Below are 14,799 nucleotides of genomic sequence, written 5' to 3'. Positions count from 1 at the left end.
TAAAAATTAGCCTCTTAAATGCCAAGCCTTTGGCTTTACGAATGCACGAATACCTGCATGCGAGAGCGTGGCTCCAAAGCCAGAATGCTTGCGTCCACTCCAAGGAAGTGGAGCCGAAACACGGTCGCAACAATTCCAATAACCGCTTCCCGCATTTACTTGTTTCAATATTCTTTCGGCACGCTTTTTATCGGGCGTATAAACTGCCGCTGTGAGGCCGTATTCAGTATCTTGCATCAATTTTGTGGCTTCTTTGTCATCTTTTACTTTCATAATACCAATAATTGGCCCGAAAGATTCCGCCTGCATAACATCCATTTTGTGGTTGACGTTGGTCAAAACCGTTGGCTCGAAGAAATATCCATTTCCTTCAATTCTTTTACCACCAGTAAGTAGCGTTGCACCTTTTTTTACGGCATCATTTACTTGTTTTTCGAGAAAATCTAACTGAGATTTTCGGCTCAAAGCACCGATGTAAACACCGTCTTCGGTTGGCTGACCAATTTTGTAGCTTTTTACCTCTTTCACAAATTCCTCAACGTAGCGGTCATATACTTTTTCGTGGACATAAATACGCTCAACGGCACAACAACTTTGCCCATTATTATAGAAAGCTCCATCGGCAGTTCCTGCTGCAACTGACTGAATATCAGCTACATCATCAGCCACATAGAGTGGGTCTTTACCGCCTAATTCGAGTTGGCAAGGCACCATTTTAGGTGCTACTTTTTCATAAATATAAAGTCCAGTTCGGTAAGAACCTGTGAAGAAATAGCCATCGAGTGGCATTGCCAAAAGTTGTTCACCTACTTCTTTTGCACCAACTGCCACCGCAAAAACATCTTCTGGAACGCCCGCAGCTTTCAAAAACTTTTCAATTTTTAAACCAGTCAAAGTCGAAAACTCAGATGGTTTGTAGAAAACGGCATTTCCACCAATCAAAGCAGGGATAAAAACATTTACACCCACCAAAAACGGATAATTCCATGCCGAGATATTACAAACTACGCCCAGCGGTTCATATGAAATACGTTCGGTAAGTCCTTCTTGCTTGGTCATTACTTCATCTTTCAAGTATTTTTGTGAGTTTTCAACAAAAAACTTGATTCTTCCTCTTGCTCCGTTTACTTCATTACGGGCTTGTTGAAGTGGTTTCCCCATTTCAGAAGTGAGCGTTTCGGCCAATTCTTCTATATTTTCGGCCAATAATTCAGAGAATTTGGCGATGATAGCGATACGTTTTTTTAGATTCACTTTTGCCCAAGATTTTTGCCCTTTTTGTAAGGTTTTTAGTTTGTTTTTAAGGCTTTCGTCCGAATCTTCTTGTAAAGTAGCAATGATTTCTTCGGTAGCTGGATTGATGATTTGCATATGAATTTTTTACGTTTAATATCGACTGAATAACGTCGGCAAGGCTCAAAGCCTTGCCGACGTTTTGTGGTTATCACACAAAAATAAGCATTCAGGTGGATAAACTTTTATATTTCATCTAAAACTCCGACATAGTTGCCTATTTTTGCGACAGATACAAAAATTGCTTGCATGGAAAAGACTTATCAAGAAAAAATAGCCACATTACTTACCGAAATAGCCACCTTAAAAAAGAAAAGCGACCAGATTTCGATGTACCGATTATTGCTGATAATTGGATTATTAATTGTGGTATATCAGCTTTTTAAACTCAATGAAATACTTGGAGGACTATCAATTATTGGCGGCATTTTAGGTTTCTATTATTTAGTAAAACATCACGAAAAAATTGATGCCGAGGTTGATTTAAAAGAAACAACGCTCGCCGTGATTAAAAATGAATTGACGTGTTTGGAGGGAATTTCGGGAATGTATTACAATGGTCAAGAATACAGCCGACCAACGCATAATTTTAGTGAAGATTTAGATGTTTTCGGCGAAGGAACGCTTTTTCATCTGATAAACCGAACAAAAAGTAAGTCGGGAAGTGATTACTTGGCTCAACAGCTTTTGGGTGAAAATCAAACTTTTTCAATTGGCCAAAAACAAGAAGCTGCCAAAGAAATGGCGGCCAAAACTGACTGGCGTTTGAGCTTTTTTGCTTCGATGTTTAAGATTTCTAACGAGGAGCGAGGCGTGAGCAAAGTGCTTAACCAAATTGAGCATCCGCCAGTGTTGAAATTGGAGAAATTCATTGCGATTTATGCCAAAATCTTACCTTTTTTGTGGGTAGCGGTCTTTGCTTCTGCCTATTTTGTGTCGCCATCTTTTGCTGGTTATGGTGTGGCAGCTTTGGCTTTGATAAATTTCAGACTTACTGGCATTAACCGCAATCACACGGAAGAATATTTTGAAACGGTTGCAGGAGCGGGGCGTTTGATGGAAAAATTTGGTGTTGCAACTGGGCTTATCGCTCAAGAAAATTGGCAGTCAGAAATTCTGAAAACAGCTCACAAACGATTGCCGATTTCAAAACTAAATACTAAAAATCCGATTGATGATTTTGTGGTGATTCTTAAAAAACTTGATATGCGACGCAATATGTTGGCTTCGCTTTTCTTGACTTTGGCTACTCCCTTTCAGCCAGTTCAGTTAATTAAACTGAGGGCGTGGCTGAAAGAAAACCCTGATTTTTTTGAGAAAATTTTTGACGTAATTGGTATTTTTGAGCTCTATGCCAGCATCGGAAACCTACATTTCAATAAGCCAGATTGGTGTTTTCCAGAAATAAATGATAGTAAAACATTTCAATTAAATGGTGTAGAAATGGGGCATCCACTCATCAATACCAAAAATGTAGTTTGTAATAGTTTTGATTTTGACGAAAAAAATCGACTGACGCTCATTACTGGCTCAAATATGTCGGGTAAAAGTACATTTTTGCGTACGGTTGGGCTAAATATCATTTTGGCGTATACTGGCTGCCCAGTTTTTGCCAAGAAAATGAGTGTAAGTGATGGTATAAAACTGATTTGTTATATGCGAATCAAAGATTCTATTCAGCAAAATGCTTCAACTTTTAAGGCAGAAATTGAGCGAATTAAGCTCGTTTTGGCGGCAATTAATAATAATGAAAATGCCTTATTTTTGATTGACGAAATGTTGAGAGGAACAAATTCGGAAGATAAATTGGCGGGCTCGATGGCTTTGTTAGAGAAAATTGTCAACTCAAATGCTTATGCAATGGTGGCTACTCACGATTTGCGTATGACCGAAATTTCGGAGCAGTATCCCGATGTAGTAAAAAATTATTACTTCGAGTACGCCACGGAAAATGGCGAATTATTATTCGATTATTTGATAAAAGAAGGCGTTTGTAAAAGTTTTAATGCCTCGCTTTTATTGAAGTCTATTGGTTTGCCGATTGGCGAGAAACTCTAAAAATATGCGTGGCACACTCAAATGTGCCACGCATTGTAGATTTTATGTTTATTTCTCCGTCAGTGCTGTTCCTTCAAAAGAAATTCCTTCCCAACCAGTTTTCATAAAGTTTCTGATATTTTGATGGTTCGTTGCATCGGGGTTTTCGAGTACATCTTTGCGGTAAAAATCACCAAAGCAAGCAAGGGTTTGTTCTACCGAAAAACTTTGAAGTTTTGCGAATGAAAATAATTTGCATGAGCCAGAGTTTTGTCCAGCTTCGTTGTGTAAATCTCCATTTTGGAAAGCCGTTGGCGTAAAATCATAGAGTGCTTCCACAACGGCCATAGTATCTGTAAATGCTACTTCTTTAGGGGTTTTGTTGAGTTTTTTTAGAAAAGAATCGAGTGTCATTATTGAATTTTTGATTGAATGTTTTCGACGAAATTTTGTCGAATTTTATAAGAAAAATTATTTTGTTCGGCATTAATGATGCGTTCGGGATGCCATTGTACGAGCATTAAATAGTGATTTTGTTGGCTTAAGATTCGCTGGCTTCGACTTCGCTCAGCCACCGAATCTGGTTCTGTTGGGTGAGCGGAGCCGAACCTAACAGAATCGGCGAAGTCGAAATTTGGTGAGTGAGCGAAGTCGAACTCTAAACCTTCAACAACTCTATCATCAGATAACGCATTGATTTTTAGCGGTTTGGCAATAATATCAGCCGATTGGTGATGTGCCGAATTGACATCTCCAAATACAATATTGGTAATTTTTGAAAGTTCGGAATCGTGTATGATTTCTATATTATGATAACGGTCTTTTCCTTCAAAATACTTTGAATGATTTTCTTTTCCAGCAGTCGGTAAATCTGGAATTAGCGTGCCACCAAGAAATACATTCACAAATTGTAAGCCTCGGCAAATTCCTAAAACAGGGATGTGATTTTTGAAAATATATTCGCATACTTTCCATTCAAATTCATCACGGCGTTCGTCCATGAAATTTGGATTGCATAAACTCAAAAACTCAGGACGGTTGTATAAACTTGGATGCACATCTTCGCCTCCCGACAAAATAATACCATCACACTGCTCTATTTCGTGTAGATTGTTGAGTTTATAGCCAAGTTTGACTACTTCGATGTGCGAATTTCCGACCAAAGCATTTTGCGACAAAATCCATTTTTCATAGATTGGATGTTTTTCTCCGCAATCTGTAATACCTATTTTCATTGTGGATTTTCGAGTGAATCGTAGTATTTGAAAGTACTTACGAGTCCGTTTTCTGTTTTAAGATTAATATTGTTTGCCTTTACATACTGCTCAACTAAAGGCTTTTTGTCTCCAAAAAGATTAAGAAAATTTTTGCTTCTCGGCAGTTGAATCACCGACTCATCTTTTAGAATAAAAAACTTGGAAGACTTTACGAATTCTCCTTCGTAATCACCAGATGCTTCATAGCCAGTTTTGTCGGTGCTACTGCTGTGCAGAATACACGAATGCTCTTTCAGAAGTGTATTTTTACTGATATGAATAACCTCATAATAAGCATTTTCAAACTTACTGAAATGATGTCCCATTATTGTAAATGCTTCGGGTTTGATAGCAATGGCATCTTTGTTGATGTCTTCTACAATATAAAGTTCGTTTTTCTGTACATTGAAAGCCATCAAAAACTCCATATCTTTTCCACTTTCAGTGCTTATTTTTCCTTTGTACCAGCCGTTTTTGAAAAATGGTGTTCCTTTGTAAGTTTTTGTAAATTCCTGATGCGTATTATTTACCACATCTCTCGAATTGTAATACGCCTGAAAGGTCGTATCCCCGTTTTTTTTATTTACAACTATTTTACTATCGCTACTTCCCGCAATTTGCATCTTTCTCAAAAAATAATCATATTTATTATTGGTTATTTGTCCAAAAACTTGGCTGGAAAATAAAAATAAGAGCATAAAAGTCAAAGAGAGTTTCATGACAGTAAAAGTTTAGAGTTACATAAATAAAAGGAGTTTTACGAAATATAGATAGCCACAAACACACTATTCTTTGTGTATTTGTGGTATAATTAATGAATTTTTAAAACAAATGTATAGTTTTTTGATAAATTATAATGCTTCGAGGTAAAGATTTTTGAAGTCTTCTCTCGTGACAGGTTTTGGATTATTTGGGTGAGCAAAATCTGCAATCGCTAAATCGGCCAATGTTTCTATATGCTCTGATTTTACACCAATATCTCGCAAACGGTGTGGAATATTTACTTTAGTATTTAGCTCAAACAAATACTGCACAACCGCCTCGCCTGATTCATCTTTCAAATCAAGGGTACGAGCAATTCGGCGGAATTTATCTTCAAAACCTGCAATATTAAACTTCATTCCGTACGGAATGTTTACGGCATTGGCCAAACCATGATGTGTATCGAGCAAAGATGATAAAGGGTGAGCCAATGAATGTACTACGCCCAAACCTTTCTGAAAAGCTACCGCACCCATCAATGAAGCAATTAACATTTTACTCCGAGATTCTAAGTCGGGTTTGTTGACGGCTTTTTCTAAAGACTCATGTATCAATGCAATTCCTTCCAATGCAATGCCATCGCACATTGGATGCCAGTTTTTTGCTAAAAATGCTTCCATATTGTGCGTGAGAGCATCCATTCCCGTAGCTGCGGTGATAAATGGTGGCAAATCCATCGTAAGTAATGGGTCGGCAAAGATGATTTTAGCGAGCAATTTTGGCGAAAAAAGAATTTTTTTCTGATGCGTTTCGTCGTCAGCAATGATGGCACTGCGGCCAACTTCGCTGCCCGTTCCTGCCGTTGTCGGAATCGTTATAAAATGCGGAACATCGTTGGTTACGTAAACATCGCCACCAATCAAATCATCGTATTTGAATAAATCTTCTCGGTGATTGATTCTCAATAAAATCGCTCTCGCTACATCAATTGCTGCACCGCCACCGATGCCAATGATGCTATCACGGTCAGTGCTATAATAGGCTTCATCGCCTTTATAGACATCTGATTTTACTGGGTTTTTATGAATATCGCTGAAAACTTCAACGCTGACGCCTTTCGATGATAAATCTTGAACAATTTGCTTGAAAAATGGCAAATTGGCTACATTTGGGTCGGTCACGACCAAAGGTTTTGAAAGGTTATTGTCTTTTAGATAAGCAGGAAGTTCAGACACCACACCTGCACCGAATCGGATTTTAGTAGGAAAATTGAATTGAGAAATCACTTTGTTGGCTTTTATTAGTTTGAGAGTGACGAAAATACAACAAAAAACCACGAATTCAACAAAAGGTCTGTTAAATTCGTGGTTTTTTAGAACAATTCTCCTGAATTATCAGAAAGGCTTAATCGTCTCTTCTACCTAAGAAAATACTTACATAGTAAAGTAAATTGGCTACTGCACCTGCGGCAGCTACTACGTACGTTAAAGCTGCCCATTTGAGAGCATCTTTTGCCATATCGTGTTCGCCTGTTGTTACTATTGAGCGAGTTTCCATCCATTTCAAGGCACGGTTACTTGCATCATATTCTACGGGTAATGTAATGAGCGAGAATATTGCCAAAGCAGCATTTGCCACAATTAAAATCATCAATAGCATATTGCCAAACGAGCTACCACGAGAAAGCATATATACTCCTCCGAACATCAAAAACATATTGGCAAAGTTCATAACGTTAGTAGCCACATTTACGGCTGGAACTAATGTCGAACGCATTTTTAAAGGAGCGTAAGCCATGGCGTGTTGCACGGCGTGTCCACATTCGTGAGCGGCTACCGCTGCCGAAGCCGCACTCGAACCCGTGTAAACATCATAGCTGAGGTTTACGGTTTTATCAAGTGGGTTATAGTGGTCAGTTAATTGACCCTCAACTTGTGTGATTCTTACATCATAAATTCCGTTGTCATGTAGCATTCTTTGTGCGATTTCTGCACCAGTCATACCATTACGTAAACGTATTTGAGAGTATTGAGCAAATTTACTTTTCAAACGTCCTGATACTATCATGCCCAGTACCATAAAGACGATACCAATAATTATTACCATATTATTACTAATTTTGAATGTGTGAATGATTGAATGATAGAGTAAATAATCTTAGAGCATCATTCGCTCATGCTATCATTCAATCATTCGAAATTAATTTTATTTTCTGAATAATTGAGCTGGTTGAGTAACCTTTCACCAATGAAATAGTTTTTACCTCGCCTCCATTGGCTATCACAAAATCTGAACCAACGATATTTTCGACCGTATAATCATCACCTTTAACCAAAATATTCGGACAAAGTGTCTCAATTAGCTCCTTTGGCGTTGGTTCGTCGAACAAAATGACAGCATCAATAAAACTCATCGCTGCCATCATGCGTGAACGTGCGTATTCATTTATCACAGGACGACTTTCTCCTTTCAAACGTCTCACTGAAGCATCGGTATTTAGGCCAAGTACGAGTTTATCGCCTAAATTTCTGGCTTTTTCGAGGTAATCAATATGTCCGAGATGCACAATATCGAAGCATCCGTTAGTAAAAACGATTTTTTTACCTTCAGATTGCCATTGTTCGATTTGCTGTTTGGCTTCTGTTAGACTTAATATTTTTGATTCGGTCATTTTTTTTAGGTATAAGAAATTAGGTGTTAGAAATTGAGTTTTAGTGATTTAGATTTAGAAAATTAGGATTTACCTAACTCCTAAAACCTAAATCCTAACTCCTCTTTTCGGCAAAACCAATGTTAGTAAAAAAGCAATAATACCAAAAATAGCTACAAAGACCATTCCTTGCATGGCATGCAGAAATGTAGCGAGCGTAATACCATCTTGTTGAGAAAGCCCGTAAAGCACTACAATACTTCCTACTAAAAAGTGATAACTTCCTATACCGCCTTGCGTTGGTGCTGCCATTCCGATTGACCCCATTACAAAGATTGAAAGTGCAGCCAAAGGTGAAAGATTAGCGGTTTCGGGCAATGCAAAGCAAAGAACATAAGTCATTACGAAGTACATTGTCCAAATCAGAATCGTATGAAAGATAAATGCTGAAGGGTTTTTAAGGTTTCTGACACTCATAAAACCACTGGCAAAACCTCCGATTATTTTAGCAACTTTCTGATAAATAGTATTTTGTGCGATTTTTTCTTGATTTTTCTTGAATAAAAAATAAGCCGCCACAAGTAAGCTAATTCCCACTAAAGCATAGCTGCCGAGTAGGAGGGGATTTTTGAATTTTTCGCCAAAAAAATTAAAGAAAACATCTTTTAGTCGGTCGAATTCGAAAATAAAATTCAAGAAAATCAATAATAAAAGTACCAAAACATCAATTAAACGCTCAGCTATTACTGCTCCGAACGATTTTTCAAAAGGAATATCTTCTAATTTATTAAGCGTTCCGCAGCGAGCCACTTCGCCCGCTCTTGGAAATATTAAATTTGCTCCATAACCTACTAAAACCGCCAGTGTTGTACGAAAAACCGAAGGTTTATAGCCCATCTGCTCAAGCATCAAAACCCAACGATAAGCTCTACTCCAGTGTGCCACCAAAGCCATTACGGCCGAAAGGGCTACCCAACGATAATCGGCTTGTTTTATTTTTTCCCAGAGGGTGTTTAGGTCAATGTCTTTGAACGTAAACCAAACCAAAACAGCGGCAACTGTCAGTGAGATAAGGTACTGGAGTGTTTTTTTCATTAAAAAGAGGTTTTATGTACAATTCTGGAGAATTGTGCTACAATTATTTTACTACCAAGTTATTTTCGTCAGGAAAAACAATCATTGGTTTGTGAGTTTTTGCTTCTTCTTGGGTCATCCAAGCATAAGAAATAATAATTACAATGTCGCCCACTTCAGCTTTGCGAGCGGCTGCTCCGTTCAGACAAATAATACCTGAGCCACGTTTACCTTTGATAGCATAAGTTTCCAGACGCTCACCATTATTGTTGTTTACGACTTGTACTCGCTCATTTTCCATGATTCCTGCGGCATCGAGCAAATCTTCGTCGATAGTGATGCTTCCTACGTAGTTGAGTTCGGCTTGAGTGACTTTCACTCGGTGGATTTTTGATTTGAAAATATTGACTAACATTATAATTGAAAATGCAAAATGAATAATTGAGAATGATGCTACAATAAACGGACTGCAAAATTATAAAATTGCTTGTGAAAGAAACATTTGGCACAACAATAAAATTCAGATTAAAATTTTTAATTAGTTTTGTGGTGAAAAAGCTCATCACAAATGATAAAAAAACTACTCCTCTTTTTTTTAGTAGCCACCACCTCTGTAGCCTTTGGTCAAGATGCCAATATTTTTGAACCCGATTCTGTCAAAAAGAAAATCGAAGCAACGCAAATTAATTCTTCACTACGCATTGATGGAGTAATGAATGACGTCGAATGGCGAAAGGTAAAACCAACATCGGGTTTTATTCAAATCGAACCATTTCAAGGCAAAAAGCCTACTCAAGATACCGAAGTAAAGGTACTTTACAATAAACAATATTTGTATTTTGGCATTTTCGCTAAGGATTCTTTAGGTAAAAAAGCCATTCGTGCCACTGATTTTAAGCGTGATTTTAGCTTTCGCCAGCATGATATGGTAGCTTTATCGTTCGATGGGTTTAACGATAAACGCAATGCGATGGTTTTGGTAACAAACCCGTATGGCGTGCAGCGAGATTTGCTTTCGTTCGATGACCTCTACTACGATGTTGATTGGGACGGCCTTTGGCGTGTGCGTACCTCACGAACCGATTCGGGTTGGGTAGCCGAAATGGCAATTCCGTGGCAAACATTACGTTATCCAAAAACATTGGATAGCCTACACACATGGGGTTTTAATATTTTTCGTAGCCGTCGTATGAGCAACGAGCAGACCGCTTTTTCGCCGTATCCTCGAATTTTTTCTAATTTACGTATGACTTATGCGGGTGAATTGAAAAATCTTCAACCACCACCACCATCGACCAATATTAGAATCCAACCTTATTTTTTGACATCTTTTGACCATTATAGTGGTCAGAAAGTGCCAAAACCAACCGAAACTAATTTTAAATTAGGCGGTGAATTGAAATGGGCAATCAACTCAAATGCTGTTTTAGACCTAACGACAAATACTGATTTTGCCCAAGCCGATGCCGACCGACAAGTGAATAATGTTACCCGTTTTTCGGTATTTTTTCCCGAAAGACGTCAATTTTTTCTTGAGAATGCTTCGCTTTTTGGTGTAGGAGTTGGCCCAAATGATGATTTTTCGGGTGGAACGATGCGTGTACAACCCTTCTTTAGTAGAAGAATTGGTTTAGATGATAATAACCGACCAATTTCGATTGATGCAGGTGGACGTTTTGTGTATCGTTCATTGAAGCGAAATTTTGGCGTAATTGCAATGCGTCAGCGTGGGGTAGGAGACACACCCGCTACGAACTTTTTTGTAGGACGTTTTTCAGAAAACTTTGGCGAACAAAGCCGTATAGGAGGACTCATAACAGTGAAAAATCGTCCAGAAGGCTCAAATATTGTAGGTACAGTTGATGGATTTTTTCGTTTGAATCAGTCGCATTCGGTTAATACAATGGCAACTTATTCAAAAACGACTAATACTGGTCAGCAGGGTTTTTCGGGTTTTGCTCAATATTTCTTTACCAATAATCAATTTAAAGTTTGGTGGACTCAGTCGGTTGTTACAAAAGATTATAATCCCGAAATGGGCTTTGTGTCTCGTACCGATGTGATTGGCACAACACCTGGTATTTTTATTTATAATCGTGGAAATTGGTTGCCTAAAAAGTACATTCGTGCCTTTGAGCCAGGAATTATGACGGAGTTTTATCACCAAGCTTCAACAGGACAGCTGATAGAACGCCAAATTAATATTAACCCTATTTGGTTTAACTTCCAGAATGGTGGTTTTTTTGGGTATTTGGTTAATCCAACTTTCCAACGCTTGACTGAGCCATTTCAGCCATTAGGCGTAACAATCAACGTGGGCGATTTTAACTATGTTCGTCACCAAATTTTTGCGAGCTCCGACCCATCAAAAATCCTTAATTTAGTTGTTGACCACAGTTGGGGAACGTATTTTGATGGAAAACTAAATTCTACTGATATTAGGCTGCAATTTGCACCGATTCCGCATATTTCTGTCTCGGGTCGATACAATCGGAATGGCTTTAAAGGAGTTGGAGATGTACTTGATGTTAAAAAAGTAGATTTATATTCAATTGAAGGGCGTTTTGCTTTAAACCCAAGAGTACAGTTGATAGGTTTTTATCAGCAAAACTCAGAGAATAATTCTAAAAATTATAATATTCGTTTATCGTGGGAATACCAACCGCTGTCGTATATTTATGTGGTTTTGAATCGCCGAGGATTTAATAATGTAAGTGAGCCGAGCGATATTCGTTACGAAAAAGAAAATCATGTGATTGCAAAAATCAGTTATTTGAAGCAGTTTTAAAAGCTAAAACCTGTAAGGTCTTCAAGACCTTACAGGTTTAAAAACAGTAGAATATTCAACGACAATATAATTTATTCAACCTAAAATCAGCAAAACTATGCAAAGACGCACCGCACTGAAAAGCCTATCGGTGGCTCTCGGTGGTTTGGTGTCCATGCCCGCTTGGGCTTCATGTTGGACTCCCGACTCAATCGGCAACGACAAATCTTTATCTGCCAGCGACGAGGCTATTTTAGCCGAAATCGTAGAGACTATTATTCCCGAAACAAAAACTCCAGGGGCAAAATCGCTAAAAGTGCATCAATTTGCTTTACGAATGATTAATGATTGCTACGGAGAAGCAGCTCAGAAAAATCTTCAACAAGGCCTTGCCAAAACTGAAGAATTGGCTAAAAAAACATTCAACAAATCTTTTGTTGAATGTGATGCTCAGCAACGTAAGGATACTATCTTGCAGCTAAGCAAAGCCGATGAAGCAAGCAAAAAGTTTGCGGAAATGATTAAAAATCTAACGATTCGTGGCTACACAAACTCTGAATATTACATGGTCAATGTTCAGAAATACGTCATGGCTCCAGGTTTTTATCATGGCTGTGTTCCTGTAAAAAAATAATGTTAATAATGACGACTGTTTGATGAATAGGCTATTTATGTGGACTATCGACTGCCGTCCGTTGACTAATCAAATTCTATCATTCAACTAAGAAAATGCCAAATTTTAATATAGATTCAGTAAAAGAACGCACATTCGATGCCATCGTAGTTGGCTCAGGAATTAGCGGTGGTTGGTCAGCTAAAGAGTTGACAGGTAAAGGTTTACGTACATTGTTATTGGAGCGTGGGCGTGACGTAAAGCACGTAACCGACTACCCAACCACAATGATGAATCCGTGGGAGTTTGACCACCTCGGACAAATCACAAAAGAGCTCAAAGATGCTAATCCAATTGCGAGCCGATGCTACGCATTCAACGAAGATGCCGCTCATTTTTTTGTGAAAGATGCCGAGCATCCGTACGTGCAAGAAAAGCCATTCGATTGGATTCGTGGCTATCAGGTTGGTGGAAAGTCGTTGATGTGGGCCAGAGGTACACAACGTTGGTCGCAATACGATTTTGAAGGCCCCGCACGTGACGGTTTTGCGGTAGAATGGCCGATAAACTACGCAGATATTGCTCCGTGGTATAGCTACGTAGAAAAGTTTGCGGGTATTTCTGGAAATAAAGATGGACTTCCGCAGTTGCCTGATGGAGAGTTTTTACCCCCTCATGAGCAGTCGTGCGTAGAAAAGCATTTCACCAAAGAAATGGCTAAACATTATAACGGTACTCGTCCGATTATCATCGGGCGTTGTGCTCACCTAACCAAGCCTCAACCGATTCATTATCAGCAAGGTAGAGGACAATGCCAAAACCGAAACCTTTGTCAACGTGGGTGTCCGTATGGTGGTTATTTTAGCAGTAATTCATCAACAATTCCGTGGGCAATGCGTACAGGAAAATTGACTATGAAAACTGACTCGGTGGTTCACTCAATCATTTATGATGAACAAAAAGGCAAAGCCACAGGCGTGCGTGTGATTGATGCTCACACCAAACAAATGACCGAATATTATGCTCGGGTAATTTTCTTGAATGCTGCCACACTCAACACGAACTTGATTTTATTGAATTCTACATCAAATCGTTTTCAGAATGGTTTGGGCAATGATAATGGACTTTTAGGTAAATATATTGCGTTCCATAATTTCCGTACAACGATTTCGGGAGAGTACGAAGGTTTTTTGGATACGACTACCGAAGGTATTCGCCCCAATGGTAGTTATATTCCTCGTTTCCGCAATGTTTTCAAACAGGAAACCGACTTTTTGCGTGGATATGCCGCAGGTTTTAGTGCCAGCCGCATGACTTATCGAGATACGTCAGGCATTGGGGAGGATTTGAAAGAGAGCCTCAATCAGACTAAATATGGTAATTGGAGAGTTGGCTCGCACATGATGGGTGAGACGATTCCGAAAGAAAGTAATTATGTGGCACTTGACAAGAATTTGCTTGACCCGTGGGGAATTCCGCAGCTGAAAGTTTCGGTAGCTTATGATGACAACGACGAGAAAATGATAAAAGATTTTCATGAGCAACTCACCGAAATGTACACCAAAGCTGGCTTTACGAACATCAAAACGCATGATAACCCTGCAAAAGCCCCAGGTTTGGATATTCACGAAATGGGTGGTGTACGAATGGGTAAAGACCCAAAAACATCAATGCTCAATAAGTGGAATCAGTTTCATAATTGCAAAAATGTTTTCGTGACTGATGGTGCTTGTATGACATCCAATTCAACACAAAATCCGTCGCTTACTTTCATGGCCATCACGGCTCGTGCTGCCGATTACGCAGTGAAAGAGTTTAAGAAAGGAAATTTGTAGAAAAAAATAACCCCGTTGGAATCAAGCCCAGCGGGGTATTTGTTTTTAGTGGTTACGATGTTGTATATTAAATGCGTTGTTTCCTGACAAAAACTACCTTCAATTACTCGAAAGGTTTTCTAATAGTTTCCCCCATTTCTGTTTGATTGCATCTTTGAAAGAGATATTATTTTCCTTTTTCAATGCTGCCTTTTGTGCTTCAATTCGCTCTATTTCTGCCTTCTCGATATGTTTTCTCACTCGTTGCTCGTTTTGTAGTCTTTTCAAAATTAGTTGTGCTACTTCCTGCTTTAATTCTTGGTTCATCTGCATCTCTGCTTCAAAATCAGCCTTGTCGTTGGCCGACAAACAATTCGCTACATAATCATAAATAATCTGTTTTTTTGCTAACGTTTCCATTGCTATTGTTTAAAAAAATACATAATCATACTCTTCAAGAAACTTCGTTTTTGATGATTAGGAAAGCACGTTTTTATGAAAATTTTTAATTTTTGGGAGAGTTATAATTGCAGTTTGTAGTTCAAAATATCTTAGTTCATAGGCTTCGTTTTAAACTTTTATATTTTGACTAT

Annotated in this window: 14 protein-coding genes; 4 read left to right on the top strand and 10 right to left on the bottom strand. The window is 38.6% G+C overall.

Features of this window, described 5'->3' with window-relative positions:
* Positions 1-6: 6 nt before the first annotated feature.
* On the bottom strand, positions 7-1,371 hold the full coding sequence (locus IEX65_RS01780) for an aldehyde dehydrogenase family protein (protein ID WP_188764037.1): 1,365 nt from the start codon (positions 1,369-1,371) through the stop codon (positions 7-9).
* A gap of 171 nt (positions 1,372-1,542) precedes the next feature.
* Between IEX65_RS01780 and IEX65_RS01775 the strand changes: the two genes are divergently transcribed.
* Positions 1,543-3,351, top strand: coding sequence for a MutS-related protein (locus tag IEX65_RS01775; protein WP_188764035.1), 1,809 nt, complete (start codon positions 1,543-1,545; stop codon positions 3,349-3,351).
* Positions 3,352-3,399: 48 nt separating this feature from the next.
* Here IEX65_RS01775 and IEX65_RS01770 read toward each other — a convergent pair whose 3' ends face one another.
* The 8 genes from IEX65_RS01770 to panD form a co-directional block, all read right to left on the bottom strand.
* Positions 3,400-3,744, bottom strand: coding sequence for a HopJ type III effector protein (locus IEX65_RS01770; RefSeq protein ID WP_188764033.1), 345 nt, complete (start codon positions 3,742-3,744; stop codon positions 3,400-3,402).
* Positions 3,744-4,565: a gamma-glutamyl-gamma-aminobutyrate hydrolase family protein gene (locus tag IEX65_RS01765; RefSeq protein WP_188764031.1), complete on the bottom strand. Its 822-nt coding sequence runs from the start codon at positions 4,563-4,565 to the stop codon at positions 3,744-3,746. Before IEX65_RS01765 ends, IEX65_RS01770 begins: the two co-directional genes overlap by 1 nt.
* Entirely contained in the window at positions 4,562-5,305 is a 744-nt protein-coding gene (locus IEX65_RS01760) for a hypothetical protein (RefSeq protein ID WP_188764029.1), read from the bottom strand. Before IEX65_RS01760 ends, IEX65_RS01765 begins: the two co-directional genes overlap by 4 nt.
* A gap of 132 nt (positions 5,306-5,437) precedes the next feature.
* Positions 5,438-6,574: an iron-containing alcohol dehydrogenase gene (locus IEX65_RS01755; RefSeq protein WP_188764027.1), complete on the bottom strand. Its 1,137-nt coding sequence runs from the start codon at positions 6,572-6,574 to the stop codon at positions 5,438-5,440.
* A gap of 118 nt (positions 6,575-6,692) precedes the next feature.
* Positions 6,693-7,394 (bottom strand): zinc metallopeptidase, encoded by a 702-nt coding sequence (locus IEX65_RS01750; protein WP_188764024.1) that lies wholly within the window; start codon positions 7,392-7,394, stop codon positions 6,693-6,695.
* Positions 7,395-7,473: 79 nt separating this feature from the next.
* Positions 7,474-7,959 carry a D-glycero-beta-D-manno-heptose 1-phosphate adenylyltransferase gene (gene rfaE2, locus IEX65_RS01745; protein WP_188764022.1) on the bottom strand — a complete coding sequence of 162 codons (486 nt, stop codon included), beginning with the start codon at positions 7,957-7,959 and terminating at the stop codon, positions 7,474-7,476.
* A gap of 87 nt (positions 7,960-8,046) precedes the next feature.
* Positions 8,047-9,033, bottom strand: coding sequence for a lysylphosphatidylglycerol synthase transmembrane domain-containing protein (locus IEX65_RS01740; RefSeq protein ID WP_188764020.1), 987 nt, complete (start codon positions 9,031-9,033; stop codon positions 8,047-8,049).
* 43 nt (positions 9,034-9,076) lie between these two features.
* Positions 9,077-9,427 carry an aspartate 1-decarboxylase gene (gene panD / locus IEX65_RS01735; RefSeq protein WP_064198132.1) on the bottom strand — a complete coding sequence of 117 codons (351 nt, stop codon included), beginning with the start codon at positions 9,425-9,427 and terminating at the stop codon, positions 9,077-9,079.
* Between the two features lie 153 nt (positions 9,428-9,580).
* Between panD and IEX65_RS01730 the strand changes: the two genes are divergently transcribed.
* The 3 genes from IEX65_RS01730 to IEX65_RS01720 all read left to right on the top strand — a co-directional run bounded on the left by IEX65_RS01730 (position 9,581) and on the right by IEX65_RS01720 (position 14,227).
* A complete protein-coding gene (locus IEX65_RS01730) occupies positions 9,581-11,800 on the top strand; it encodes a carbohydrate binding family 9 domain-containing protein (RefSeq protein WP_188764018.1) in 2,220 nt (739 codons plus the stop codon).
* Positions 11,801-11,897: 97 nt separating this feature from the next.
* Positions 11,898-12,413, top strand: a complete 516-nt coding sequence (locus IEX65_RS01725; protein WP_188764016.1) for a gluconate 2-dehydrogenase subunit 3 family protein — start codon at positions 11,898-11,900, stop codon at positions 12,411-12,413.
* A 95-nt stretch (positions 12,414-12,508) separates the two neighbouring features.
* The gene (locus tag IEX65_RS01720) at positions 12,509-14,227 is read left to right on the top strand and encodes a GMC oxidoreductase (protein WP_188764014.1); all 1,719 of its coding nucleotides are present in this window, start codon (positions 12,509-12,511) and stop codon (positions 14,225-14,227) included.
* Between the two features lie 99 nt (positions 14,228-14,326).
* Here the strand turns inward: IEX65_RS01720 and IEX65_RS01715 are convergent, their stop codons facing one another.
* Complete coding sequence (locus IEX65_RS01715; protein ID WP_188764012.1) at positions 14,327-14,626, bottom strand: hypothetical protein; 300 nt, start codon at positions 14,624-14,626, stop codon at positions 14,327-14,329.
* Between the last annotated feature and the right edge of the window lie 173 nt (positions 14,627-14,799).

This window comes from Emticicia aquatilis, assembly GCF_014644295.1.
Lineage (GTDB): Bacteria > Bacteroidota > Bacteroidia > Cytophagales > Spirosomataceae > Emticicia > Emticicia aquatilis.
The sequence above is the reverse complement of the archived record's forward strand: the minus strand, read 5'-3'. Positions and strand labels throughout refer to the sequence as shown.

Coding starts and splice junctions, on each gene's coding strand:
- IEX65_RS01780 (WP_188764037.1), bottom strand. CDS start 1,371: ATGCAAATCATCAATCCAGCTACCGAAGAAATCATTGCTACTTTACAA.
- IEX65_RS01775 (WP_188764035.1), top strand. CDS start 1,543: ATGGAAAAGACTTATCAAGAAAAAATAGCCACATTACTTACCGAAATA.
- IEX65_RS01770 (WP_188764033.1), bottom strand. CDS start 3,744: ATGACACTCGATTCTTTTCTAAAAAAACTCAACAAAACCCCTAAAGAA.
- IEX65_RS01765 (WP_188764031.1), bottom strand. CDS start 4,565: ATGAAAATAGGTATTACAGATTGCGGAGAAAAACATCCAATCTATGAA.
- IEX65_RS01760 (WP_188764029.1), bottom strand. CDS start 5,305: ATGAAACTCTCTTTGACTTTTATGCTCTTATTTTTATTTTCCAGCCAA.
- IEX65_RS01750 (WP_188764024.1), bottom strand. CDS start 7,394: ATGGTAATAATTATTGGTATCGTCTTTATGGTACTGGGCATGATAGTA.
- rfaE2 (WP_188764022.1), bottom strand. CDS start 7,959: ATGACCGAATCAAAAATATTAAGTCTAACAGAAGCCAAACAGCAAATC.
- IEX65_RS01740 (WP_188764020.1), bottom strand. CDS start 9,033: ATGAAAAAAACACTCCAGTACCTTATCTCACTGACAGTTGCCGCTGTT.
- panD (WP_064198132.1), bottom strand. CDS start 9,427: ATGTTAGTCAATATTTTCAAATCAAAAATCCACCGAGTGAAAGTCACT.
- IEX65_RS01730 (WP_188764018.1), top strand. CDS start 9,581: ATGATAAAAAAACTACTCCTCTTTTTTTTAGTAGCCACCACCTCTGTA.
- IEX65_RS01725 (WP_188764016.1), top strand. CDS start 11,898: ATGCAAAGACGCACCGCACTGAAAAGCCTATCGGTGGCTCTCGGTGGT.
- IEX65_RS01720 (WP_188764014.1), top strand. CDS start 12,509: ATGCCAAATTTTAATATAGATTCAGTAAAAGAACGCACATTCGATGCC.
- IEX65_RS01715 (WP_188764012.1), bottom strand. CDS start 14,626: ATGGAAACGTTAGCAAAAAAACAGATTATTTATGATTATGTAGCGAAT.